Below are 22,502 nucleotides of genomic sequence, written 5' to 3'. Positions count from 1 at the left end.
GCCCCCGTCCTCCAGCCCGCCGCCCCTGGCCCTGCCGCCCGGCGCCGCGCGCTGGGGCGGACTGTGGCTGCTGCCGCTGGTGCTCACCCTGGTGCTGGTGGCGGCGCTGCTGCTGGCCGTGCGGCAGGCGCAAAGCCGCGCCCAGGAAGAGATCCGCGAGGCCCTGATCACCGACGCGCTGTCGCTGCGCAAGCAGATCGAGGACCGGGTCGACGCCGAGCGCGAGCGCTTGGCCGAGCTGGGGCGCCGGCTCGATGCGCGCCAGGACGGCCCCGAGGCCTTCGGCGCGATGCCCGAGGTGCTGGAGGGCCTGCAGCGCGGCTGGATCAGCGTCAGCTGGCTGGACGCGCGCAACCGCAACCTGGCGCAGCTGCCGGCCCAGCCGCGGCCGCCGAACGCGGCCGAGGGCCTGTCGGCCCACATGTCGCAGCCGCTGGCCGATGGCGGCACGCTGGTCATGCGCTATTCGCCCGGCCAGATGCTGCGCCAGAACATTCCCTGGTGGCTGGCGCACAAGTACGACGTGCGGCTGATCGACGGCACGGGCACGGTGATCGCCTCCACCGCCGAGGCCGGCGGCACGCCGGAGGCCGAGAGCTACCGGGTGAGCATGGAGTCCAGCCTGGGCGACGCCTGGCTGGAGCTGGTCTCGCGCGAGCCGCTGCGCCCCTGGTACAGCACGCTGCCGCTGGGCCTGATCGCGGGCTTCACGCTGCTGATCGTGTTCAGCACGCTGCTGCTGCGGCGCCAGATGGCGCAGCTGGTGCACGCCGAGGAAGCCTGGCGCGGCGAGGCCGCCTGGCGCCGCGCCATGGAGGATTCTCTGCGCGTGGGCCTGCGCGCGCGCGACCTGGAAGGCCGGCTGGTCTACGTCAACCGCTCCCTGGCGGCCATGGTGGGCTGGTCGCCGGAGGAGCTGGTCGGGCTGATGCCGCCCATGCCCTACTGGCCGCCCGACTCGCTGGAGGCCACGATGCAGCGGCACCGCCGCAACATGGCGGGGCAGGCGCCGCGCGAGGGCTACGAGGCGGTCTGGCGGCACCGCGACGGCCACACCTTTCCGGTCATGGTGTTCGAGGCGCCGCTGGTGGATGCGCACGGCCGCCAGATCGGCTGGATGGGCTCCATCATCGACCTCACCGAGCGCAAGCGCATGGAAGAGCGGGAGCTGCGGCAGACCGAGGTGATGGCCCACCATGCCCGCCTGACCATGCTGGGCGAGGTGGCCTCCACGCTCGCCCATGAGCTTAACCAGCCGCTCACGGCCATCGCGAGCTACGGCGCGGGGGTGCTCAACTCCCTGCAGCGCGGGCCGGCGCCCGACCCGGTGCTGGTGCGGGCCCTGCAGCGCCTGGGCGAGCAGGCCAGCCATGCCGGCGCCATCGTGCAACGCATCCGCGATTTCCTCACGCGGCGCGAGCCGCGGCTGGAGGCCTGCGACGTGAACACGGTGGTGCGCGGGGCGCTGGACCTGCTGCGCCGCGACGTGGACCGGCGCGGCGTGCAGGTCGAGCTTCGCCTGGATGCGCGGCTCGCGCCCATCGTCGCTGACGCGATCCTGCTCGAGCAAGTGGTGGTGAACCTGGTGCGCAACGCGGCGGATGCGCTGGCCGAGCAGGCGGGCGAGCGCCGCGTGGAGGTGAGCACCTCGCGCAGCGCAGACGGGCGCTTCGCGCGCATCGACGTCTGCGACAACGGCCCGGGCCTGAACGGGCGCCGCATCGAGGCGCTGTGCGCGCCCTTCTATTCCACCAAGTCCGAGGGCATGGGCATGGGGCTGGCCATCTGCCGTTCCATCATCGAGGCCCACCATGGCGTGTTCGACGCCAGCGAGGCGCACGGCGGGGGCGCCTGCTTCTCGCTCACCCTGCCGGTGGACCTGCACGGCGAGGAAGAAAGCACCGCCGAGGAGGTCTTGCAGCATGGCTGAGGGCGGGCTGCAGGGCACGGTCTGGCTGGCCGACGACGAAGAGCCGGTGCGCGACGCGCTGGCCTTCCTGCTGGCCTCGCACGGCCTTCGCGTGCAGGCCCACGCCGACGGGCCCTCGCTGCTGGCGGCGCTGGCGGCCGCCCAGCCGGCCCGGGGCGTGGTGCTGCTGGACATCCGCATGGAGCCCATGTCGGGGCTGCGCGTGCACGACGAGATCGTGGCGCGCGGGCTTCGCAACCCGGTGCTCTTCCTGTCCGGCCATGGCGACATCCCCATGGCGGTGGAGGCGCTGAAGAAGGGCGCCTTCGACTTCCTGGAAAAGCCCTGCAGCGACCAGGCCCTGGTCGACCGCATCGGCCAGGCCCTGGCGGTGGAGGCCGCGATGCAGCAGAACGATGCGCAGGCCGCCGAGCGCCGCGCGCGCCTGGACAGCCTGACCGAGCGGGAGCGCGAGGTGATGCTGCGGGTCGCGGCCGGCAAGCTGAACAAGGTGATCGCCGACGAGCTGCACGTGGCGGTGCGAACGGTGGAGGTGCACCGCGCCCGCGTCTACGCCAAGCTGGGCGTGCGTTCGGCCGCCGAAGTGGCGACGCTGCTGGCCGCGAAGTAAAGCGCCGGGCACCGGCTCAGCGGGGCTCGGCGGGTAGCGCCACCCACCGCGAACCCGACTAGGCGGGCGCAGGCCCCGCTTCAGGCAGCGCTGCGGTGAGCGCCAGGTATTCCTGCACCGGCACTTCCTCGGCACGGCGCTGCAGGTCGAACTCCCCGGTGAAGCCCTGCTGGGCCAGCCAGGGGCCCAGGCTGTGGCGCAGCAGCTTGCGGCGCTGGCTGAAGGCGGCCTGGACCAGGGCCGAGAGCCGGCCAGGATTCACGGCGGCGGGCGCCGCGAGCGGCACCATGCGCACCACGGCGCTGTCCACGCGTGGCGGCGGATCGAAGGCCTCCGGCGGCACGTGCAGGATGGACTCCATCGCGTAGCGCCATTGCAGCATCACCGAAAGCCGGCCGTAGTCGCTGGTGGCGGGCTGCGCCACCATGCGGTCGACCACTTCCTTCTGCAGCATGAAGTGCTGGTCCTCGACCTGGGCCGCGAAGGGCAGCAGGTGGAACAGGATGGGGCTGGAGATGTTGTAGGGCAGGTTGCCCACCACCCGCAGCGGCATCCCGGCGTCGCGGGCGATGGCGCCGAAGTCCACCCGCAGCACGTCGGATTCGATCACCGAGAGCTGCGGATGCTGGCGCAGGCGGGCCGCCAGGTCGCGGTCCAGCTCGATGACGGTGAGCCGCCCCAGGCGCTCCACCAGCGGCTGCGTGAGGGCCGCCAGGCCCGGGCCGATCTCGACCATGGCCTGGCCGGGGCGGGGCGCGATGCCCCGCACGATGGCGTCGATGATGGCCGGGTCGCTGAGGAAGTGCTGCCCGAACCGCTTGCGTGCGACGTGGCGCGTCACTGCGGCGGATCGCGGTACTCGACGTACGCGCGGCCCCGCGTTTCCTGCGCCCAGGTGGTGTAGGCCTCTTCGATCTTCTTCTCGCGCAGCATGTTGCGCGCGATCTCGCGCTGCTCGGCCGGCGTCAGCGGCGCGCGGCGGCGCTCCAGCAGCTGGATCAGGTGCACGCCGAAACGCGAGATCACCGGGTCGGCGATCTGGCCGGGCGCCAGGCTGTCGAGGGCCTCCTCGAACTCGGGCACGAACAGGCCGGGGTTGGCCCAGCCCAGGTCGCCGCCGTTGCGGGCGCTGCCGTCCTGCGAGTATTCCTTGGCGAGCTGCGCGAAATCGGCCTGGCCCTGCTGGATGCGGCGCTTGAAGTCGGCCAGCTGCCGCAGCGCCTGCGCCTCGCTCAGCTGCGGCGTGACGCGCAGCAGGATGTGGCGCGCGTGGCTCTGCACCACGGTGGTCGGCAGGCCGCCGCCCTGGCGCTCCAGCACCTTGAGGATGTGGAAGCCCGCGCCCGAGCGCACGATGTCGCTCACGCCGCCGTCGGGCACCTTGCGCACAGCGTCGACGAACAGCGAAGGCAGCCTGTCCGGCGGCCGCAAGCCCATCGCACCGCCGTTGGTGGCGGCGCCGGGCGCGTCGGAGAACTCGCGCGCCAGCTTGGCGAAATCCTCGCCGGCGCGGGCCCGGTCCAGCGCGCGCTGGGCCTTGGCCTTGAGCGACTGCACCTGCGCATCGGTGGCGTTCTCGGGCACGGCGACCAGGATCTGCGCCAGGTCCAGCGCGGCCGAGGACGGGTCGGCCGCGGCGGCCTTCTGCTCGGCGATGAACTGGTCGAGCTCCAGGTCGTTCACGCGGACGCGGTTGTCGAATTCGCGCTCGCGCTGGCGCTGCAGCAGCAGCTGGTTGCGCAGGTCCTCGCGGAACTTGGCCGGCGCGATGCCGTCGGCCTGCATGCGGCGGCGCAGCTCGGGCACTTCCAGCCCGTTGCGCCGGGCGATGTTCTGCTCGGCCTGGTCCACCTGGGCCTCGTCCACCTTGATGCCGTTCTCCTTGGCCAGCTGGATCTGCGCACGCTCGTTGATCAGCCGTTCCAGCACCTGGCGCAGGAACACGTCGCTGGGCGGGATGGCCTGGCCCTGCTGCGCCAGCTGCTGGGCGAAGCGCTCGGCACGGGCCCGCACCTCGTAGTTGGTGATGGGCTCGGAATTGACGACGGCGACGATGTAGTCGGCCTGGCGCGTGGCCTGCGCGGACGCGGGCAGCGGGGCCGCCACGGCGCAGAGCAGGGCGGCCAGCCACAGGACGAGAGCGCGGGTGTTCATGGTGGGTTCAATCGTAATTGCCGAAGCGGCTGGGCTGCGTGGTTTGCTGACGCAGGAACTGGTAGCGGGGAATATTGTCCCGCAAGGTCTGGAGCGCGCCCGAGCCCAGCGCGCCGAAGCCGCTGAACTCGATCTGGAACAGGATGCGGGTGTTGGAGGTCGTGGTGCCGTTCTGCACGCGCTCCAGCACCACGCGGCCTATCCAGCAGCCGCCGTCGTACTCGAAGCCCATGACGCTGTCGACGATGCGCCGATCGCGCACGCTGTAGTTCAGGCGGCCCACGCCGTACCAGCGGCCTTCGCCCTCGCCCTTGCCGGGCCCCTGCGGGGTGCCGTAGTCGCCCCACAGGTCGTTCAGCGGCCACTGCCAGCCCAGGTCGACCTGCTCGCTCTGGCCGCGCTGCAGGCGGTAGCCGAAGGTGAACAGGTGGTAGGCCGAGGGGCTGTAGCGGGCCAGCAGCGTGGAGCGGGCCGATTGCCCGGTCTTGGGGTTGTACTGGACGGTGGTGTCCACCCCCCACTTCGGCGTCCAGGCGATGGACGCAACGAACAGCAGGTCCGACAGGCGCTCGGAGATCGGGGTTTCGCCCGGCAGGACGACGCGCTCGTCCTTGAAGCGCAGACGCTGGGCGATGCCGAAGCGCGCCGCCTCGGCCCCGGTGTCGGGGTCCAGCAGGCGCGTGGTGGCGCCCACGGTAAGCAGGTCGTTGTCGGCGATGCGGTCGTTGCCGACGTAGCTGTTGCCCTGCCAGATGGTGGCGAAGCTGAAATCGAAGGGCGCGGTGTCGTAGTTGGGCAGCGCCGACTGGTCGCGGAAGGGCGTGTAGGTGTAGAAGGCGCGCGGCTCCAGCGTCTGGCGGAAGGCGCGGCCGAAGTACACGGCATCGCGCTCGAAGACCAGGCCGCTGTCCAGGCTGAAGGTGGGCACCGTGCGCTCGGCGCTGGTCGCGCCGGTGGCCAGCAAGGGCGTGTCGAAGCGGTACTCGGTCAGGTGCAGCTGCACCTTGGGTTCCACGAACCAGCCCGGCGTGCGAACGGGCAGGCTCAGCTGCCCCAGCAGGTAGGCACGGTCGCCATTGGGCTGCTGGTTGAGCGTGGGGTCGGATGAGTGGAAGCGCGTGAAGTCGGTCTCGACCGAGGCCTGCAAGCCGCCGGGCAGCGTGTTCTTCAGGTAGCGCGCCTGCAGCTGCGGCAACCGGTCGTAGGGCGGCACGATGGGCGCCGTCGGGTCCTGCAGGGTCTGCCACTGCTGGGCGGCCAGGCGCATCGAGAAATCGCCCTTGGCCCAGTTCAGGCTGCCATCGTTGGACAGCAGGCGCTGGGTCAGCGCGGTCGTGGACGCGTGCGTGAAGTCGCGCCAGTAGTTGTCGTCGCTGACCCGGTTCAGGTTCAGGCTGAGGCCCACGGGCGAGCCGTCCAGGGAACCCAGGGTGCCGTTGTGCTGCGCCAGGTAGGCCCAGCGGTTCTCGTGGCGCAGCTGGTCGGAGGGCATGAAGTCGGCCCGCACCCGGCCGTTGTAGCCGCTCTCCAGGTAGCGGAATTCGCCGCCCAGGTCGATCCCGCGCTTGCTCATGAGCGTGGGGTAGACCGTGGCGTCGCGGTTGGGCGCGATGTTCCAGTAGTAGGGCAGGGTGAGCTGCACCCCGCTCAGGCTGTCGATGCCCAGGGTGGGCGGCAGCACGCCGGAACGCCGCTGCTCCGACAGCGGGAAGCTCAGGCCCGGGACCGGGAGGACGGGCAGGCCCATGAAGCTGAGCACCGCGCCGCTCGCCTGGCCCACGCCCTCTTCCTCGTCGATGCGCAGGCTGGTTGCGCGCAGGATCCAGTCGGGCATCCAGTCCGGGCCGGGCCGGCGCTGGCACGTGGTGTAGGTGGCGTTGCGGATGACCGAGCGCTTGTCGTCGATGAAGTCGACCCGGTCGGCCGTGCCGTAGGCGTCGTTGCGCAGCAGGCGATAGCTGGGGTTGGCGAAGAAGCCCTCGAAGGCTTCGACCTTGAGCTCGAGCTGCGGACCCTCGTAAATGTTGCCCGCCCGGTTGATGCGCACGTTGCCGCGGGCCTTGGCCAGGTCGTCGGGCTGGTAGTACTCCAGCCGGTCGGCATGGATGACGGTGTCGCCGCGGCGCAGCTCGGCATGGCCCTCGATCACGGTTTCCAGGTCGGGCCGGCCCTGCACGCTGTCGCCGCCGACGAAGGTCGGCTGCTCGCTGCGCACGGCCGCAGGGATGTCCTCGCGCAGGCTGCGGCTGGTCTGCAGCACCAGCGGCGGCTCGGCGGGGGTCTGGGCCTGCGCGACGCCATGCAGCAACGCGAAGGCCACCAGGGCGATCGGCGTCGGCGCGTAGCGGGCGGGGGTCGCCTGGGAAGTGGAGTGGCGCATCGGGCGGTTTGTAGAATGGATTATCCATATGAGCGACCCCCTGAACTCCCCCGCCGTGGCCTGGGCCGACCCGGCGCGCGCCGCCGCATTCGAGGCCTGGCTCGCCGCCACCGCCCCCGCCCACAGCCTGTTGCCGCACACCGTCCGGCTGGCCTCGGCCGACGCCAGCTTCCGGCGCTACCTGCGCGTGGACAGCGCCGACGGTGCCAGCCGCATCGTCATGGACGCGCCGCCCGACAAGGAGGACTGCCACCCCTTCGTGCGCGTCGCCGGGCTCATGCACGAGGCCGGCCTGCGGGTGCCGCGCGTGCTCGCCTGGGACGAGGCAGCGGGCTTCATGCTGCTGGACGACCTGGGCACGCAGACCATGATCGAGGTGCTGGACCGCGAGAGCGCGGACGCCAACCGCGCGATCTACCTGCGCGCCGTGGACGCCCTCATCGCCTGGCAGCTGGCCTCGCGCCCGGATGTGCTGCCGCTCTACGACGCGGCCCTGCTGCAGCGCGAGCTGGCCCTGTTCCCCGACTGGTACCTGGAGAAGCACCGCCAGGTGCGCGTCGAAGGCGACCTGCGGGCCACGCTGGACGGCGTGTTCCGGCTCATCGTGCTGCGCAACCTGGCGTCGCCGCTGGTCTTCGTGCACCGCGACTTCATGCCGCGCAACCTGATGCTGCCGCCCGACCCCGCCGAGCCGCGGCTGGGCGTGCTGGACTTCCAGGACGCGGTCTACGGCCCCATCACCTACGACATCGCCAGCCTGATGCGCGACGCCTTCATCAGCTGGGACGAGGAGTTCGTGCTCGACATCACCGTGCGCTACTGGCAGAAGGCCCAGAAGGCGGGCCTTCCGGTGGACCCGGACTTCGGCGAGTTCTACAAGGCCGTGGAATGGATGGGCCTGCAGCGGCACCTCAAGGTGGCCGGCATCTTCGCCCGCCTCACGCTGCGCGACGGCAAGCCCCGGTACCTGGAGGATGCGCCGCGCTTCATCCGCTACATCCGCCATACCGCCAACCGCTACCGCGAGCTGGCGCCGCTGCTGCGCCTGGTCGACGAGGTCGAGGGCACCAAGGACGACGCGGTCTGGGCCTTCGGTCGGCCCTGAGCGCATGCCCCGCCTGTTCTGTCCCCCGCCCCTGGCCGCCGGCCAGGTGATCGCCCTGCCGCCGCGCGCGGCGCGGCACGTGCAGGTGCTGCGGCTCCAGCCGGGCGAGCCGCTCACGCTGTTCGACAGCACCGGCGGCGAATGGGACGCGCAGGTCGAGCGCATGGGCCGCCAGGACGTGAGCGTGCGCCTGGGCACGCACCACCCGCTGGAGCGCGAGGCGCCCTGGCCCGTGCACCTGGCCGTGGCCATGCCTGCCAACGAACGCATGGACTGGCTGGTCGAGAAGGCCACCGAGCTGGGGGCGGCCGGCTTCCTGCCGGTGCAGACCTCGCGCAGCGTGCTGCGGCTGGCCGGCGAACGCGCCGACAGGAAGCGCCAGCACTGGGCCGCCGTGGCCGAGGCGGCCTGCGAGCAGTGCGGGCGCAACCGGGTGCCCGGGGTCGCGCCCGTGGCCGACTTTCGCAGCTGGCTGGCGGGCCCGCTGCCGGCGGGCCGGCGGGTGATCCTGTCGACCGCCGGCGGCGCGCGGCCCTTCATGCCCGAGGCCGGCCCCCTGCTGGCGCTTTCGGGGCCGGAAGGCGGCTTTTCGCCCGAGGAGGAGCAGGCCGCGCTCGCGGCCGGCTTCGAGCCCGTCACGCTGGGGCCCCGCATCCTGCGCGCGGAAACCGCGCCCCTGGCGCTGCTGGCCATCGCCGGCAGTCTGGCGCCCGTGGCCGAGGCCTAGAAGCGGGCCTCCAGCCAGGCCTTGAGCGCGGCGAACACCGGCGCGGCCCGGGCCTCTTCCTCGTTGAAGATCTCGTGGAACAGGCCGGGAAAGCCGCGCGTGGTCACGGCGCCGCGCGGCGCCGCCTGGGCAAAAGCCTCGCTGCCCGCCGGCGAGACGAGGCGGTCCGCGCCGGCGTACAGCAGCAGCGTGGGCGTGCGCCACCGGGGCGCGGCCGCCAGCACCGCCCGGCCCTCGTTGTCCATGAAGCGGCCCAGGCGGGCGCTGATGCGGTCGTGCACGCGCCGGTCGGCCCGGTAGGCGGCCACCACCTGCGCATCGTGCGAGAGCCAGCGCGGGTCCAGGCCGTTGCCCACCCGCAGCTCGGGCGCAAAACGCGGCAGGGTGCCCAGCAGCAGGCGCTGCACCGGGGACAGCCCCAGCGCCAGGGCCGGCGAGGACAGCACGAGCGCATCCACCCGGGCCAGCCCGCGGGCCACCACCGCGGCGGCGACCAGGCCGCCCAGGCTGTGGCCCAGCAGCACCAGCGGCAGCTCGCGGCCGAAGCGCGCCCGGGTGCTGTCCAGCACGTCGACCAGGTCCTCCACCAGCCGCAGGTCGCGGCCCAGGCCGCCCCGCGGGCCGTCCGAATCGCCATGCCCGAAATGGTCGTAGCCGCGCACCAGGAAGCCCCAGCCGTTGAGCCGGCGGGCCAGCGCGTCGTAGCGGCCGGCATGCTCGCCCAGGCCGTGCGTGATGAGCACGATGCCGCGCACCGCCAAGCCCTCGGGCAAGGGCCAGTCCTGGACGGCGAGGTTGGCGCCGTCGGACGCGGTGAAGGTGGAGAGCGTGGCCTCGGGTGCCACGCTCACGGCATGCTGGCGACGACTTGCGCCACCGCCGCGGTCAGTTTCTTGGCATAGGGCACGTGCAGGAACTCGTTCGGGCCGTGCGCATTGCTCTTGGGCCCCAGCACGCCGCAGACCATCATCTGCGCCGTCGGGAAGCCCTGGCTCAGCAGGTTCATGAGCGGGATGGTGCCGCCCTGGCCGATGAAGCCGCAGGAGGCCCCGAAGTGGGCCTGCGAGGCGGCATCCAGCGCCTGCGCGAACCAGGGCGCGGTGCTGGGTGCGTTCCAGCCGGTGGCGCCGCCGCCCGACTCGAAGGTCACGCGGGCCTGGTAGGGGGCGTTGTCCTCCAGCAGGGCCTTGAGCTCCTGCACCGCGCGCGCCGCGTCCACCAGCGGAGGCAGGCGCAGCGAGAGCTTGAACGCGGTGTAGGGCCGCAGCACGTTGCCGGCGTCCTGCAGGGCGGGAAAGCCTTCGGCGCCGGTGACGGAGAGCGTGGGCGCCCAGGTGCGGTTCAGCAGCGCCTGCACCGGGTCGGTGGTGGTGGGCAGCACGGACATCGTCGCGCCGCCGCAGTCGTAGTGGGCCCAGGGAAAGCGCTTGTACAACTCGTCGCCGAGGATGGCGGCCGTGGCCTGCGCCTGGGCCATGCGCTCGGCCGGCACCTCGCAGTGGAAGCTGGCCGGCAGCAGGCGTCCGGTGGCGCTGTCCTCCAGCCGGTCCAGCACCTGCCGCATGATGCGAAAGCTCGAAGGCACCAGGCCCGAGGCATCGCCCGAGTGCACGCCCTCGGTCAGCACCTCGACCTTGAGCGTTCCGCTGGCCATGCCGCGCAGCGAGGTGGTGAGCCAGAGCTGGTCGTAGTTGCCGGCGCCGGAATCCAGGCAGATCACCAGGCCCACATCACCCAGCCGGGGCCGCAGCGCGTCCACGTAGGGCAGCAGGTCGTAGGAGCCGGATTCCTCGCAGGTCTCGATCAGGCCGACGATGCGCGGGTGCGGCACCTTCTGGGCCTTGAGCGCCTGCACGGCGGCGATGCTGGCATAGACCGCGTAGCCGTCGTCGGCGCCGCCGCGGCCGTAGAGCTTGCCGTCCTCGTACTTGGGCGTCCAGGGGCCCAGGTCGCTGCGCCAGCCGTTGAACTCGGGCTGCTTGTCCAGGTGGCCGTACATCAGCACGGTCTGCGTGGACGGGGTGCGCGTGGCCGCGATCTCGAAGAAGATCACCGGCGTGCGCCCGGGCAGCCGCACCACTTCCAGGCGCAGGCCCTCGACCTTCTGCGCCTCGACCCAGGCCGCCGCGTTGCGCACCACGGTCTCGATGTGGCCGTGCGCGGCCCAGTCCTTGTCGAAGCCGGGCGACTTGGCCGGGATGGCGATGTACTCGCTGAGCTGGCGGACGATGTCGCCGTCCCACTGCCGGGTGGCGTGGTCCAGGGCGGCGGCGCTGTCGAGCAGCGCGCCGGGCATCTCGCGGTGAAGGGGTGCGTTCATGGCTGGGCTGTGTCACTGGGGCGCGCGGGGCGCCGGAGCACGCACTTTACGCCGGGCGCACGCGGCTTGCACTAGCATGCCGCGATGAACGGCGCACGCATCCGGGTCGGCATCGGTGGCTGGAACTTCCCGGCCTGGCGCGGCAGCTTCTACCCGCCGGGCCTGCCGCATGCCCAGGAGCTGGCCTGGGCCAGCCGTCGCCTGTCCACCATCGAGGTGAACGGCACTTTCTACACCGTGTTCACGCCGCCGGTGTTCGAGGCCTGGGCCGCCCAGGTGCCCGAGGATTTCGTCTTCTCGCTCAAGGCCCACATGGCCTGCACCAGCCGCAGGCGGCTGGCCGAGGCCGGCCCCGCCATCGAGCGCTTCATGGCCAGCGGCCTGGAGCGGCTGGGGCCGCGCCTGGGGCCGCTGGTGTGGAGCTTTCCGGCCACCAAGGCCTTCGACCCGGAGGACTTCGCGGCCTTCCTGCGGCTGCTGCCGCGCGAGGTGGGCGGCCTGGCGCTGCGCCATGTGCTGGACGTGCGGCACGAAAGCTTCGACAGCCCGCAGTACCTGGCGCTGGCGCGGGCCCATGGCTGCGCCACCGTGCACACCGACAGCCCGCGCATGCCCGCCATCGCCGACGTGCAGGGGCCGCTGGCCTACCTGCGGCTGATGCGGAACCGCGCCGACTGCCCCACCGGCTACCCGGCCGGGGAACTGGCGCAATGGGCCGAGGGCGCCCGGGCCTGGGCCGCGCGCAGCCCGGCGCATGAGGTGTACCTGCTCTTCATCGATGGCGACAAGGAGCGGGCGCCCGACGCGGCCGTGGCGCTCATCCATGAGCTTGATCGTTATCCCGCCTGATTCCGTTGCTATTTTTTTCATAGCACGGTAGGAGCGGGACGACATCCGCTTCCGACCTTGGCGCACTCGGCAGGGCGCGCGGCCCGGGTCCAATACTTGCTGTCAGCACAGAACAACAGGGAGCGCACACACCATGGCCTACGTCTTCGAAACCGTGCCCGCCGATCGCGGCTTGATCGACCTTGACGATCCGCGCGAAGTGAGCTGGTGGCGAAAACGCTTCGGCTGCAGCGAGGCGCAGCTGCGCGAGGCGGTGGCGGAGGTCGGCAACCGGGCGGCGGCGGTGGAACAGCTGATCGACGGCAGCCCCGTCGTCATCACGCTGTGAGCGCCGCCCCGGCGGCCCTCAGCGCAGCACGACGCCCCAGGGCGCGGCGCCCACGGGCACGTCCTTGATCTTCGCCATCTTCGCGGTGTCGATGACACTGACGGAGTTGGAGCGGCCGTTGGCCACGTACAGCTTCGCGCCGTCCGGCGTGAGCGCCATGTTCCAGGGCCGCTGGCCCACCGGCACCTCGCCCACCACGGCCAGGCGCGCGACGTCGATGGCCATGACGGTGGCCGAGCGGCCGTTGGACACGTAGACGCGCTGGCCGTCGGGGCTGGCCACCAGGCCGTTGGCGAAGTCGCCGGCCTTGACCTGGCCCACCACCTTCTGCGTCGCCGTGTCGATGACGTAGACCACGCCGTCGAGCTCGCAGGCCGCGAAGGCCAGGCGGGAATCGGGCGTAAAGGCGATGCCGCGCGGGCGCCGGCCCACCGGCACGCGCGCCACCTGCTTGCGCGAGGCCAGGTCGATCACGTTGACCTCGGTGCCTTCCTCGGCGCCGGTGTACAGCCACTTGCCGTCGGGCGAGAACTCCGCATGCTCGGGGTTCTTGCCGTCGACCTTGATGCGCGCGGCCACCGTCATGCTGGCCAGGTCCACCAGCGCGATCTCGTTCGCCTCCTCCACCGCGGCCGCGACCCAGTGGCCGTCGGGCGAGATCGCCAGGCCTTCGGGCGAGGGGCCCAGCGGCAGGTTGGAGACCACCTTGCCGCTGGCCGTGTCCACCACCTGCAGGCCCTGGTCCTCGTTGCTGACGTACAGGTGCTGCGCCTGCGCATCGAGCGCGACGCCGCGCGGATGGCCGCCGGTGCGGATCTCGCGCACGACCTGGTCGGTGGCGGTGTCGATGACGCTGACGCTGCCGCCCTTCTGGTTGGGCACGAAGGCGAACGGGGCGGCGCCGGCCAGGCCCCAGGCGAGCGCGAGGGGCAGGGCGAGCAGGCGGGTCTTGAATCGCAAGATGAGGGTTCCTTTCAACGCAATGCCATGCGGCCGGCCATGCCGTCGCGGCGCAGCAGGTGCCAGCCGACGGCGGCCACGTGCAGGCTCACGCAGACCACCAGCACCCACGAGATCGCCTCGTGGGCGTTGGCCATGAAGGCCTTGCCCTGCGCCCATTCGCCGTGCCAGGCGGGCAGGGTCCAGCCGAAGAACTTCACCGGGTAGCCCGAGAAGGCCGAGCCCAGGTAACCGGTCAGCGGAAGCGCGGCCATGCCCACGTACAGGATCGCGTGGTTGGCGTGCGAGGCCAGCCTTTGCCAGGCCGGCAGGGCGTCCTCGGCGGGCGGCCGGTGGGTGGCGCGCCAGGCCAGGCGCACCACCACCAGGACCATCACCGCCAGGCCCACGGACTTGTGCAGGTTGAACCAGCCGGCGCGCACGCCCGGCGGCGTCTTGGGCACGCCCTGCATCCACCAGCCCAGCACCAGCTCGGCGATGAGCGCGGCCGCGATCAGCCAGTGCAGCAGCACTGCCGTTCGCGTGTAGTGGCCCGTTGTCTCCATCGCTCGCTGCCCTCGGTACTGAACAAGAAAAAGCGCAGGAGATGATGCCCCAAAAAATTGCACGCTGGGTAAACTGGTTCGAGAAACCGCGGGCACGCATGCCGGTGCACCGCGAGCACAGGGAGTGCGGGCGCGGGCGCGCCAGGTGGCAGGGGCTGCATGTCAACTCTTCAATGGAGATGGGATGAGCTCGGCAACGCCTGCCCCCCGGGTCCCAGCGCCCGTCCCCGCGCTTCCTGCGCCACGCGCCGCCGCCTGCGCGCCCGAAGGCCAGCCATGACGCCGATCATGGGCTTCTTCCTGCGCTGCCTCGCCGGGCTGCTGCTCGTGCTGCTGCTTCTGTCCCTCAGCGACTACGTGCTCGCTTCGGAACTCCACGGACCCTGCGCGACGGCACAGCGCTGGGTGTCGCCTGCAGACACGGCGGCCTGCACAAGCGCCGCGGACGGTGCCCGGGCCGCGCGCCACGCCCCAGCCGCTCAGCGCACGCCCACGGCGGCGCCCTGGCGGCCGTGACGCCCGCGGACACGGCCGAAGCCGCGGGCGCCGCGAGCGCCTGGGTGCTGGCCCTGCTGGCGCTCTCGCTCGCAGGCTACGCGCTGGGGGTCGCGCGGCTGTGGCGGCGGGCCGGTGCGCGCCGCGGGCTGGGCCTGGGGCAGGTGCTGGCCTTCGCCGCGGGCTGGTCCCTCCTCGCCGCGGCGCTGCTGTCGCCGCTGGACGCCTGGGCCGAGCAGCTGTTCTGCGCCCACATGCTGCAGCACGAGCTCCTGATGCTGGCGGCGGCGCCCCTGCTGGTGCTGGGCCGGCCGCTGGCCGCGTGGGCCTGGGCCTTGCCGCAGGGACGCTCGCGGGCGCTGGGCGCGTTCTTCCGCACGCCGGGCTGGCAGGTCGGCTGGCAAGCGATCACGCGGCCGCTGGGCGCGTGGGCCTTGCATGCGCTCGCCCTGTGGGGCTGGCACCTGCCGGCCCTGTTCGACGCCGCCTTGCACAACGAAGCGGTGCATGCGCTGCAGCACACCAGCTTCCTGGGCACCGCCCTGCTGTTCTGGTGGAGCGTGCTGAGGCCGCAGGCACGGCGCCGCACGACCGCGGGCCCGGCCTTGCTCTCGCTGTTCACCACGCTGCTGCACACCGGCGCGCTGGGCGCCCTGCTCACGCTCGCGCCCCAGGCGCTCTACATGGACCCGCGCGCCACGGCGCTGCCCTGGGGCCTGGACCCGCTGGCCGACCAGCAGCTGGGCGGCCTGCTGATGTGGGTGCCCGGCAGCATCGTGTACCTGGGCTGTGCCCTGTGGCTGGGCGCGCGCCTGCTCAGTCCGGCGCAGCGTCCGCGGGGGCCCAGGCCAGCGCCCCTTGCCCGGCCTCGCCCAGGCGCGCCCTGAGCGGATGCGCCTCGTCGGCGAAGACGCGAAAGCGCAGGGTCACCGCGCTGCCATGGTCCACCGCGAGCAGGGTCGCGCCCGCGGCCTGCAGCTCGCGCCGCACCACGCCCTCCAGCGCGTAGGGCACGCTGCAGGCCAGCGTGGCCATGGCACGCAGCGGCAGCTTCTCGGCACCCAGCAGCGCTTGCGCGACCGCATCCGTGTAGGCCCGCGCCAGGCCGCCCGCGCCCAGCTTCACGCCGCCGAAGTAGCGCACGACGGCGGCAAGCACACCCTCCAGGTCCTGGCGGCGCAGCACCTCCAGCATGGGGCGCCCGGCGGTGCCGCCGGGCTCGCCGTCGTCGTTGGCGGCCGATTGCCCGCCGGCGAGCAGGGCCCAGCACACGTGGGCCGCGTCGGGATGCTGCGCGCGCAGCGCGGCGACGATGGCCTGCGCCTCGGCCCGGTCCGCCACCGCCTGCACCTGGCCGATGAAGCGGCTCTTGCGGATGAGGACGTCGCTGTGCGCCGGCCGGGCGAGCGTGAAGGGCAAGGCAGGGGCGCCGGTCAGCGCAGTGGCAGCTTCACCGCCTGCGGGTTCTCGCGCACGTAGTCGCGCACGATGGCCTCGAAGTCGCTGTCGGCCTGCAGGCCCATCGCGTTCGCGCGGGCGGCGGCCACGTTGCCGGGCCAGGTTTCGACCAGGCGCTGGATCGCGGCGTCGGGGGCCCAGTCCAGCAGGGCCGTGGCCGCGGGGCCGGCGACGCGCTCGAGCGCAGCCGCCATCTCGCCCACGGTGGTGCGGATCGCGGGCAGGTTGACCGCGGTGAGGGGGCCCCAGACCTCGGCCGGCGCCTCGGCAGCCTTGACGATGCCCTCGACGGTGCGGGCGGGCGAGGAGAGGGCCACCACCGTCTCCGCCGGCACCGGCACCGGCGCGCGCACGCCGGCCAGGGGCTCGCGCACCATGCCCGACAGGAAGCTGGACGCCGCACCGTTGGGCCGGCCCGGCCGCACGCTGACCGTCATCAGCCGCACGCTGCGGCCGCGCACGAAGCCCTTGCGGGCGAAGTCCGTCACCAGCTGCTCGCCGATGAACTTCTGGATGCCGTAGCTGCCTTGCGGCGTGGGCAGCGTGTAGTCCTCGATCAGGGCGGGCATGCCGTGCCCGGGCAGCTTGCCGAACACGGCCAGCGAGCTCGCGAACACGAACACGGGCGCCGTGCCCAGCTGGCGGCAGGCCTCCAGCAGCCCCTGCGTGGCCGCCAGGTTGCTGCGCATGCCGAGGTCGAAATCGGCCTCGCACTCGCCGCTGACGGCGGCCGCGAGGTGGAAGACCACGTCCGTCCCGGGCGCGGGCAGCACGCCGGCCGCGATCTGCGCGTTCAGGTCGCCGCCCTGGAACTGCACCCGGGCATCGCGCGCCAGGTCGTCGGGCGGGGCGGCACGGTCGGCCAGCACGATGCGTGTGATGGGCTGCGGCGGCGCGCCGGCGGCCGAGAGCTGGCCGGCCGCGAGCAGGGTGCGGGCGAGGCGCGCGCCCAGGAAGCCGCTGCCGCCGGTGATCAGGATGTTCATGCGCCGTGTCTCCTTGTGGTCTTCGACGCGGCCATCATAGGCCGGCCAGGCGCCAGGCCAGGCCCGCCAGGGCGCAGGTGAAGATCACAGGGATCACGCCCAGCTTGAAGCGCAGCAGGGCCACGGCGGCGCCCGCGGCGATGACGAGCGCGGCCCCATCCACGGCGTGGCCGTCGGGCCACCCCACGTGCACCAGGAAGAACAGCCCCAGGCTCGCGATCACGCCCACCACGGCGGCGGTGATGCCGGTCAGCGGCGCGGTGAACCGCAGGTTGCCGTGCGTGGCCTCGACCAGCGGGCCGCCCGCCAGGATGAAGAGGAAGCTCGGCAGGAAGGTGAACCAGGTGGCCACGCTGGCGGCCAGCGCGCCGGCCCAGAACAGCGCGTCCGGGCCCAGCACCTGCTTCGTCCAGCCGCCGACGAAGCCGACGAAGGCCACCACCATGATGAGCGGCCCGGGCGTGGTTTCGCCCAGCGCCAGGCCGTCCATCATCTGCGCGGCGGTGAGCCAGTGGAACTGCTCGACCGCCCCCTGGAACACATAGGGCAGCACCGCATAGGCGCCGCCGAAGGTGAGCAGCGCGGCCTTCGTGAAGAAGACCGCCATGCGGGCCAGCGGCCCCTGCCATCCGCCCAGGGCCACGAGCAGGGCCAGGGGCAGGGCCCACAGCGCCGCGCCGGCGAGCACCACGCGCACGAGCCCCCCGCGCGAGAAGCGGGCGTGCACCGGCGTGGGCGTGTCATCGTCGATCACGAAGGGCTCGCCCGGCGGCACGGGTGCCGGGGCGTGGCCGCGGCCACCCGGGAACTGCGCCGGCCACACCCGCGCGCCGGCCCAGCCGAGCAGCGCGGCCGCGCCCACCACCCAGGGGAAGCCCACCTGCAGGAAGGCGATGGCGACGAAGCTGCCCAGCGCGATCGCCCACAGCAGCGGCACCTGCCGCGGGTCGCGCAGGGTGCGGCTGCCGATGCGCCACACCGCCTGCAGCACGATGGCGACGACCGCCGGCTTGATGCCGTAGAAGAGCCCGGCGATCACGGGCACCTGGCCCCAGGCCGCGTAGACGCCCGACAGCGCCACCAGCAGCACCAGCGAGGGCAGCACGAACAGGCCGCCGGCCACGACGCCGCCCCAGGTGCGGTGCATCAGCCAGCCGATGTAGGTGGCGAGCTGCTGGGCCTCGGGCCCGGGCAGCAGCATGCAGTAGTTCAGCGCATGCAGGAAGCGCCGCTCGGAGATCCAGCGCCGCCGCTCGACGAGCTCGCGGTGCATCACCGCGATCTGCCCGGCCGGGCCACCGAAGCTGACGAAGCCCAGCCAGAGCCAGAAGCGCAGCGCCTCCCTGAAAGACACGCTGCGCCGGTGCTCGCTCATGCGCCGCGTTCGAACTTGAAGACGGCCGTGCCGGCGCGCAGGTTGGGCAGCAGCCGGACCTCCTGGCCCTCCTGCAGGCCGTAGGCGTCCAGGATGCTGAGCCGGTTGCGCGTGGCCAGGACCTCGAAGTCCTTGAAGGTGCCGACGCGGATGTTGGGCGTGTCGTACCACTGGTAGGGCAGGCGCTTGGTGACCGGCATGCGCCCGCGCAGGATGGCCAGGCGGTTGGGCCAGTGCGCGAAGTTGGGGAAGGCCACGATGCCGGTGCGGCCCACGCGCGCGGTCTCCACCAGCATGGTCTCGGTGTTGCGCAGGTGCTGCAGCGTGTCGACCTGCAGCACCACGTCGAAGGAGGCGTCGTCGAACATGGACAGGCCTTCGTCCAGGTTCAGCTGGATCACGTTGACGCCGCGCTTCACGCAGGCCAGCACGTTGGCGTCGGCGATCTCGATGCCGTAGCCGGTGCACCCGCGCTCGCGCTGCAGGTGGTCCAGCAGGGCGCCGTCGCCGCAGCCCAGGTCGAGCACGCGGGCGCCGTGCGGCACCAGGCGCGCCACAGACTGGAGCAGTTGCCGGTCGCTCATGCCGCCACCCCGCTGCCGATGCGCTCGAAGAAGGAGCGCACCACGGCGTGGTAGCGCGGGTCCTCGAGCAGGAAGGCGTCGTGGCCGTGCGGTGCGTCGATCTCGGCGTAGCTCACGTCGCGCCGGTTGTCCAGCAGCGCCTTGACGATCTCGCGGCTGCGCGCGGGCGAGAAGCGCCAGTCGGTGCTGAAGCTCACGAGCAGGAACTTCGCCTGCGCCTGGGCCAGCGCCTGGGCCAGGCTGCCGCCGTGCCGGCCGGCCGGGTCGAAGTAGTCCAGCGCGCGCGTGATCAGCAGGTAGGTGTTGGCGTCGAAGTACTCGCTGAACTTGTCGCCCTGGTAGCGCAGGTAGCTCTCGATCTGGAACTCGACGTCCTGCGTGCTGTACTTGGGCGAGATCCCTTCGCGCAGCTGCCGGCCGAACTTCTCGTTCATCACGTCGTCCGACAGGTAGGTGATGTGGCCGATCATGCGGGCAATGCGCAGGCCCCGCTTGGGCACCACGCCGTGGCCGTAGAAGTGGCCGCCGTGGAAGTCCGGGTCGGTCACGATGGCGCGGCGCGCCACCTCGTTGAAGGCGATGTTCTCGGCATTCAGGTTGGGCGCGCTGGCGACCACCACCGCGTGCCGCACCCGCTGCGGGTACTGCAGGGTCCAGGAGAGCGCCTGCATGCCGCCCAGACTGCCGCCCATCACCGCGGCCAGCGACTCGATGCCCAGCGCGTCCAGCAGCCGGGCCTGGGCGTTGACCCAGTCCTCCACCGTGACCACCGGGAAGTCGGCGCCATAGGGCCGCCCCGTGGCGGGGTTGGCGTGCATGGGCCCGGTGGAGCCGAAGCAGGAACCCAGGTTGTTCACGCCGATGACGAAGAAGCGGTCGGTGTCCACCGGCTTGCCCGGGCCGATCATGTTGTCCCACCAGCCTTCGGACTTGCTCTGCCCTTCGTAGACGCCGGCCACGTGGTGGGAGGCGTTGAGCGCGTGGCAGACCAGCACCGCGTTGCTGCGGTCGGCATTGAGCTGGCCGTAGGTCTCGTAGGCCAGCGTGTAGCCCGCGATGGACGCACCGCTGGTCAAGGCCAGCGGCGCCTCGAAGGCCATGGACTGTGGATGTGCAATCAAGGGCATCGGCAGCAGCAACAAAAAACCCGGCTCGCTAATCACGAGGCCGGGTTGATGGGGCTTCGTTTTAGCTGAATTTGTAAAAGCGCCCGCAAGCGGAAGCAAATCGGCGCTGAGGTCTTCAGTATAGCAACGGCCTCCGCCAGACACACAGGCGGCAGAACGGCCGCGCAACGCACCATCCCGGATCAATCCGCACGAATCTGGCGCGGATATTGCTTTGCTTTGGTGCAGCTCGCCCAATAGCGGCGCTCATGCACCAAAACAAAGCAGTTTTAATCCAAAGAGGACCTCATGGACGCACTCAAACAGGGCACGGACGCTCTGTTCATCCTGCTAGGCGGCATCATGGTGCTGGCCATGCACGCCGGCTTTGCCTTCCTGGAACTGGGCACGGTACGCAAGAAGAACCAGGTCAACGCACTGGTCAAGATCCTGGCGGACTTCTCGGTCTCCACCGTGGCCTACTTCCTGGTGGGCTACGGCGTGGCCTACGGCACCCACTTCTTCACGGGGGCGGAGCAGCTCGCCGCGCACAACGGCTACGAGCTGGTGAAGTTCTTCTTTCTGCTCACCTTCGCGGCGGCCATCCCGGCCATCATCTCCGGCGGCATCGCGGAGCGGGCCCGCTTCGCGCCGCAGCTGCTGGCAACCGCGGTGCTGGTGGGCCTGGTCTACCCGACCTTCGAGGGCGTGGCCTGGAACCAGGCCTTCGGCATCCAGGCGTGGATCAAGTCGCTGACCGGCGACGAGTTCCATGATTTCGCCGGCTCCGTGGTGGTGCACGCCATGGGGGGCTGGATCGCGCTGCCCGCCGTGCTGCTGCTGGGCGCGCGCAGCAACCGCTACCGCAAGGATGGCGCGATGTCGGCCCACCCGCCGTCTAACATCCCCTTCCTGGCCCTGGGCGCCTGGATCCTGATCGTCGGCTGGTTCGGCTTCAACGTGATGAGCGCCCAGACCCTGGACAAGATGAGCGGGCTGGTGGCGGTGAACTCGCTGATGGCGCTGGTGGGGGGCACGCTGGCCGCGCTGGCCCTGGGCCGCAACGACCCGGGCTTCGTGCACAACGGGCCGCTGGCCGGCCTGGTGGCGGTGTGCGCCGGGTCCGACCTGATGCACCCGCTGGGCGCGCTGGTGGTGGGCGCCATCGCCGGTGCGCTGTTCGTGGGCATGTTCACCTGGACCCAGAACAAGTGGAAGATCGACGACGTGCTGGGCGTGTGGCCGCTGCACGGGCTGTGCGGGGCCTGGGGCGGCATCGCGGCCGGCATCTTCGGCACGCGGGCCCTGGGCGGCCTGGGCGGGGTGAACCTGGCGGCGCAGGCCCTGGGCACCGGCCTGGGCGTGCTGTGGGCCCTGGCCGGCGGCTTCGTGGTCTACGGCGTGATCCGCCAGGCCTGGGGCCTGCGCCTGTCGCCCGAGGAGGAGTACGAGGGCGCCGACCTGGCCATCCACAAGATCGGCTCCACGCCCGAGCGCGAGGCCAACTGGTGAGCTGCCGGGGGCCGGCGGCTGTCGACCCCCAGCAACGGTTTGGGCCCTGGAGCCCCCCGTTCCGGCCCGGTTTGGGGTAGGACGGTGACATCGGTCCATAATCGGGGTGCCGGCCCATGGGCCGGCGGGTGCGGTGTTTGTCGGTTCGCGTGGTTGCTTTTTGATTGCGTTTTCGGGCTCCATCGCTGAGTGCGTTTATTTATGAGGAGCCCCTTTCATGGGCAACAAGCTTTACGTGGGCAACCTGCCCTATTCCGTCCGCGATCAGGACATGGCAGACGCCTTCTCCGCTTACGGCACCGTTTCCAGCGCCAAGGTGATGATGGAACGCGACACCGGCCGCTCCAAGGGCTTCGGTTTCGTCGAGATGGGTTCTGACGCCGAAGCGCAGGCCGCCATCGAAGGCATGAACGGCCAGTCCCTGGGCGGCCGCAACGTGGTCGTCAACGAAGCCCGTCCCATGGAAGCCCGCGCTCCGCGCAGCGGCGGCTACGGCGGCGGCGGCGGTGGTGGCGGCTACGGTGGTGGCGGCGGCGGCGGCCGCTGGTAAGCCCAGCCGCCCTTTGTTGCTGGAAATGCAATAAAAGGGCTTAAAAAGCCTCACACACGAGCGTTGGCTTCAGGGTTAACGCTCGTGTTGGTGCAGGTGCACACGGCGTGAAGATTTGGCCATAATGCCAAAGCGTGCCAGTTGTATTCACGCAAAGATTGCGGTGATCAGGTCACTTTTCGCGCCCGGGGTGGAATGCGGTTATCGGGACTCCATCGCTTCAGTGTTCATTTTTCAGGAGTCCCTCGATGGGCAATAAACTTTACGTCGGCAACCTGCCGTACTCGGTGCGCGACAGTGACCTGGAGCAGGCCTTCGGCCAGTTCGGCAGCGTCACCAGCGCCAAGGTCATGATGGAACGCGACACCGGTCGCTCCAAGGGCTTCGGCTTCGTGGAGATGGGCAGTGACGCCGAGGCGCAGGCCGCCATCAGCGGCATGAACGGCCAATCGCTCGGCGGCCGCAGCGTCGTCGTCAACGAAGCCCGCCCGATGGAACCGCGCCCGCGCTTCGGCGTCACTGCCCATC

At 71.5% G+C, this 22,502-nt stretch carries 22 protein-coding genes and 1 pseudogene; 11 read left to right on the top strand and 12 right to left on the bottom strand.

Going from position 1 to position 22,502, the window contains the following annotated elements; genetic code table 11:
• Both IM725_RS15155 and IM725_RS15150 read left to right on the top strand, forming a co-directional pair.
• On the top strand, positions 1–1,930 hold a 1,930-nt coding region (locus IM725_RS15155), incomplete at its 5' end, for a sensor histidine kinase (protein WP_193781477.1).
• Positions 1,923–2,540 carry a response regulator transcription factor gene (locus IM725_RS15150; protein WP_193781476.1) on the top strand — a complete coding sequence of 206 codons (618 nt, stop codon included), beginning with the start codon at positions 1,923–1,925 and terminating at the stop codon, positions 2,538–2,540. The genes IM725_RS15155 and IM725_RS15150, both read left to right, overlap by 8 nt.
• Before the next feature lie 58 nt (positions 2,541–2,598).
• On the opposite strand, the gene rsmA is transcribed toward IM725_RS15150, so the two are convergent.
• Genes rsmA through IM725_RS15135 form a run of 3 tightly spaced genes read right to left on the bottom strand, consistent with a single transcriptional unit; the run spans position 2,599 to position 7,074 of the window.
• Positions 2,599–3,381, bottom strand: a complete 783-nt coding sequence (gene rsmA, locus IM725_RS15145; protein WP_193781475.1) for a 16S rRNA (adenine(1518)-N(6)/adenine(1519)-N(6))-dimethyltransferase RsmA — start codon at positions 3,379–3,381, stop codon at positions 2,599–2,601.
• Positions 3,378–4,694 (bottom strand): peptidylprolyl isomerase, encoded by a 1,317-nt coding sequence (locus tag IM725_RS15140; protein WP_193781474.1) that lies wholly within the window; start codon positions 4,692–4,694, stop codon positions 3,378–3,380. Before IM725_RS15140 ends, rsmA begins: the two co-directional genes overlap by 4 nt.
• 7 nt (positions 4,695–4,701) lie before the next feature.
• Positions 4,702–7,074: an LPS-assembly protein LptD gene (locus tag IM725_RS15135; RefSeq protein WP_193781473.1), complete on the bottom strand. Its 2,373-nt coding sequence runs from the start codon at positions 7,072–7,074 to the stop codon at positions 4,702–4,704.
• Between the two features lie 28 nt (positions 7,075–7,102).
• On the opposite strand from IM725_RS15135, the gene IM725_RS15130 reads away from it, so the two are divergent.
• Entirely contained in the window at positions 7,103–8,179 is a 1,077-nt protein-coding gene (locus IM725_RS15130; protein WP_193781472.1) for an aminoglycoside phosphotransferase family protein, read from the top strand.
• A gap of 4 nt (positions 8,180–8,183) precedes the next feature.
• Complete coding sequence (locus tag IM725_RS15125) at positions 8,184–8,906, top strand: 16S rRNA (uracil(1498)-N(3))-methyltransferase (protein WP_193781471.1); 723 nt, start codon at positions 8,184–8,186, stop codon at positions 8,904–8,906.
• On the opposite strand, the gene IM725_RS15120 is transcribed toward IM725_RS15125, so the two are convergent.
• Positions 8,903–9,757, bottom strand: coding sequence for an alpha/beta hydrolase (locus tag IM725_RS15120; protein WP_193781470.1), 855 nt, complete (start codon positions 9,755–9,757; stop codon positions 8,903–8,905). The genes IM725_RS15125 and IM725_RS15120 overlap by 4 nt on opposite strands.
• Complete coding sequence (locus tag IM725_RS15115; protein ID WP_193781469.1) at positions 9,754–11,226, bottom strand: M20 family metallopeptidase; 1,473 nt, start codon at positions 11,224–11,226, stop codon at positions 9,754–9,756. Before IM725_RS15115 ends, IM725_RS15120 begins: the two co-directional genes overlap by 4 nt.
• Before the next feature lie 84 nt (positions 11,227–11,310).
• Here IM725_RS15115 and IM725_RS15110 point away from each other — a divergent pair, with 84 nt between their 5' ends.
• Both IM725_RS15110 and IM725_RS15105 read left to right on the top strand, forming a co-directional pair.
• Positions 11,311–12,075, top strand: coding sequence for a DUF72 domain-containing protein (locus tag IM725_RS15110; RefSeq protein ID WP_193781468.1), 765 nt, complete (start codon positions 11,311–11,313; stop codon positions 12,073–12,075).
• Positions 12,076–12,208: 133 nt separating this feature from the next.
• The gene (locus IM725_RS15105) at positions 12,209–12,403 is read left to right on the top strand and encodes a DUF3606 domain-containing protein (RefSeq protein ID WP_193781467.1); all 195 of its coding nucleotides are present in this window, start codon (positions 12,209–12,211) and stop codon (positions 12,401–12,403) included.
• Between the two features lie 18 nt (positions 12,404–12,421).
• On the opposite strand, the gene IM725_RS15100 is transcribed toward IM725_RS15105, so the two are convergent.
• Together IM725_RS15100 and IM725_RS20455 are read right to left on the bottom strand one after the other, a co-directional pair.
• Complete coding sequence (locus tag IM725_RS15100; protein WP_227753844.1) at positions 12,422–13,363, bottom strand: beta-propeller fold lactonase family protein; 942 nt, start codon at positions 13,361–13,363, stop codon at positions 12,422–12,424.
• A gap of 14 nt (positions 13,364–13,377) precedes the next feature.
• On the bottom strand, positions 13,378–13,908 hold the full coding sequence (locus tag IM725_RS20455) for a cytochrome b (RefSeq protein WP_227753843.1): 531 nt from the start codon (positions 13,906–13,908) through the stop codon (positions 13,378–13,380).
• Between the two features lie 276 nt (positions 13,909–14,184).
• On the opposite strand from IM725_RS20455, the gene IM725_RS15095 reads away from it, so the two are divergent.
• Positions 14,185–14,424, top strand: coding sequence for a hypothetical protein (locus IM725_RS15095; protein WP_193781465.1), 240 nt, complete (start codon positions 14,185–14,187; stop codon positions 14,422–14,424).
• On the top strand, positions 14,421–15,290 hold the full coding sequence (locus IM725_RS15090) for a cytochrome c oxidase assembly protein (RefSeq protein ID WP_193781464.1): 870 nt from the start codon (positions 14,421–14,423) through the stop codon (positions 15,288–15,290). Before IM725_RS15095 ends, IM725_RS15090 begins: the two co-directional genes overlap by 4 nt.
• Here IM725_RS15090 and IM725_RS15085 read toward each other — a convergent pair.
• The 5 genes from IM725_RS15085 to metX are packed head-to-tail and all read right to left on the bottom strand — an operon-like array spanning position 15,220 to position 19,933.
• Positions 15,220–15,822 carry an IMPACT family protein gene (locus IM725_RS15085; RefSeq protein WP_193781463.1) on the bottom strand — a complete coding sequence of 201 codons (603 nt, stop codon included), beginning with the start codon at positions 15,820–15,822 and terminating at the stop codon, positions 15,220–15,222. The two genes, IM725_RS15090 and IM725_RS15085, sit on opposite strands and share 71 nt — an antisense overlap.
• A gap of 14 nt (positions 15,823–15,836) precedes the next feature.
• Positions 15,837–16,847 carry a D-erythronate dehydrogenase gene (gene denD / locus IM725_RS15080; RefSeq protein ID WP_193781462.1) on the bottom strand — a complete coding sequence of 337 codons (1,011 nt, stop codon included), beginning with the start codon at positions 16,845–16,847 and terminating at the stop codon, positions 15,837–15,839.
• 34 nt (positions 16,848–16,881) lie between these two features.
• On the bottom strand, positions 16,882–18,222 hold the full coding sequence (gene chrA, locus IM725_RS15075) for a chromate efflux transporter (protein WP_193781461.1): 1,341 nt from the start codon (positions 18,220–18,222) through the stop codon (positions 16,882–16,884).
• The gene (gene metW / locus IM725_RS15070) at positions 18,219–18,806 is read right to left on the bottom strand and encodes a methionine biosynthesis protein MetW (RefSeq protein ID WP_193781460.1); all 588 of its coding nucleotides are present in this window, start codon (positions 18,804–18,806) and stop codon (positions 18,219–18,221) included. Before metW ends, chrA begins: the two co-directional genes overlap by 4 nt.
• The gene (metX, locus tag IM725_RS15065) at positions 18,803–19,933 is read right to left on the bottom strand and encodes a homoserine O-succinyltransferase MetX (RefSeq protein ID WP_193781459.1); all 1,131 of its coding nucleotides are present in this window, start codon (positions 19,931–19,933) and stop codon (positions 18,803–18,805) included. The genes metW and metX overlap by 4 nt, the downstream gene beginning before the upstream one ends.
• Positions 19,934–20,221: 288 nt before the next feature.
• Here metX and IM725_RS15060 point away from each other — a divergent pair, with 288 nt between their 5' ends.
• The 3 genes and pseudogenes from IM725_RS15060 to IM725_RS15050 all read left to right on the top strand — a co-directional run.
• Positions 20,222–21,424 (top strand): ammonium transporter, encoded by a 1,203-nt coding sequence (locus IM725_RS15060; RefSeq protein ID WP_193781458.1) that lies wholly within the window; start codon positions 20,222–20,224, stop codon positions 21,422–21,424.
• A gap of 217 nt (positions 21,425–21,641) precedes the next feature.
• Positions 21,642–21,965 (top strand): annotated as a pseudogene (locus IM725_RS15055) (RNA recognition motif domain-containing protein); the annotation flags it as partial.
• Between the two features lie 257 nt (positions 21,966–22,222).
• On the top strand, positions 22,223–22,502 hold a 280-nt coding region (locus IM725_RS15050; protein WP_193781456.1), incomplete at its 3' end, for an RNA recognition motif domain-containing protein.

The organism is Ramlibacter aquaticus (assembly GCF_015159745.1).
Taxonomy (GTDB): domain Bacteria; phylum Pseudomonadota; class Gammaproteobacteria; order Burkholderiales; family Burkholderiaceae_C; genus Ramlibacter; species Ramlibacter aquaticus.
This window is presented reverse-complemented; position numbering and strand designations above follow the sequence as displayed.

Coding starts and splice junctions, on each gene's coding strand:
- IM725_RS15150 (WP_193781476.1), top strand. CDS start 1,923: ATGGCTGAGGGCGGGCTGCAGGGCACGGTCTGGCTGGCCGACGACGAA.
- IM725_RS15140 (WP_193781474.1), bottom strand. CDS start 4,694: ATGAACACCCGCGCTCTCGTCCTGTGGCTGGCCGCCCTGCTCTGCGCC.
- IM725_RS15135 (WP_193781473.1), bottom strand. CDS start 7,074: ATGCGCCACTCCACTTCCCAGGCGACCCCCGCCCGCTACGCGCCGACG.
- IM725_RS15130 (WP_193781472.1), top strand. CDS start 7,103: ATGAGCGACCCCCTGAACTCCCCCGCCGTGGCCTGGGCCGACCCGGCG.
- IM725_RS15125 (WP_193781471.1), top strand. CDS start 8,184: ATGCCCCGCCTGTTCTGTCCCCCGCCCCTGGCCGCCGGCCAGGTGATC.
- IM725_RS15115 (WP_193781469.1), bottom strand. CDS start 11,226: ATGAACGCACCCCTTCACCGCGAGATGCCCGGCGCGCTGCTCGACAGC.
- IM725_RS15110 (WP_193781468.1), top strand. CDS start 11,311: ATGAACGGCGCACGCATCCGGGTCGGCATCGGTGGCTGGAACTTCCCG.
- IM725_RS15105 (WP_193781467.1), top strand. CDS start 12,209: ATGGCCTACGTCTTCGAAACCGTGCCCGCCGATCGCGGCTTGATCGAC.
- IM725_RS20455 (WP_227753843.1), bottom strand. CDS start 13,908: ATGGAGACAACGGGCCACTACACGCGAACGGCAGTGCTGCTGCACTGG.
- IM725_RS15095 (WP_193781465.1), top strand. CDS start 14,185: ATGACGCCGATCATGGGCTTCTTCCTGCGCTGCCTCGCCGGGCTGCTG.
- denD (WP_193781462.1), bottom strand. CDS start 16,847: ATGAACATCCTGATCACCGGCGGCAGCGGCTTCCTGGGCGCGCGCCTC.
- chrA (WP_193781461.1), bottom strand. CDS start 18,222: ATGAGCGAGCACCGGCGCAGCGTGTCTTTCAGGGAGGCGCTGCGCTTC.
- metW (WP_193781460.1), bottom strand. CDS start 18,806: ATGAGCGACCGGCAACTGCTCCAGTCTGTGGCGCGCCTGGTGCCGCAC.
- metX (WP_193781459.1), bottom strand. CDS start 19,933: ATGCCCTTGATTGCACATCCACAGTCCATGGCCTTCGAGGCGCCGCTG.
- IM725_RS15060 (WP_193781458.1), top strand. CDS start 20,222: ATGGACGCACTCAAACAGGGCACGGACGCTCTGTTCATCCTGCTAGGC.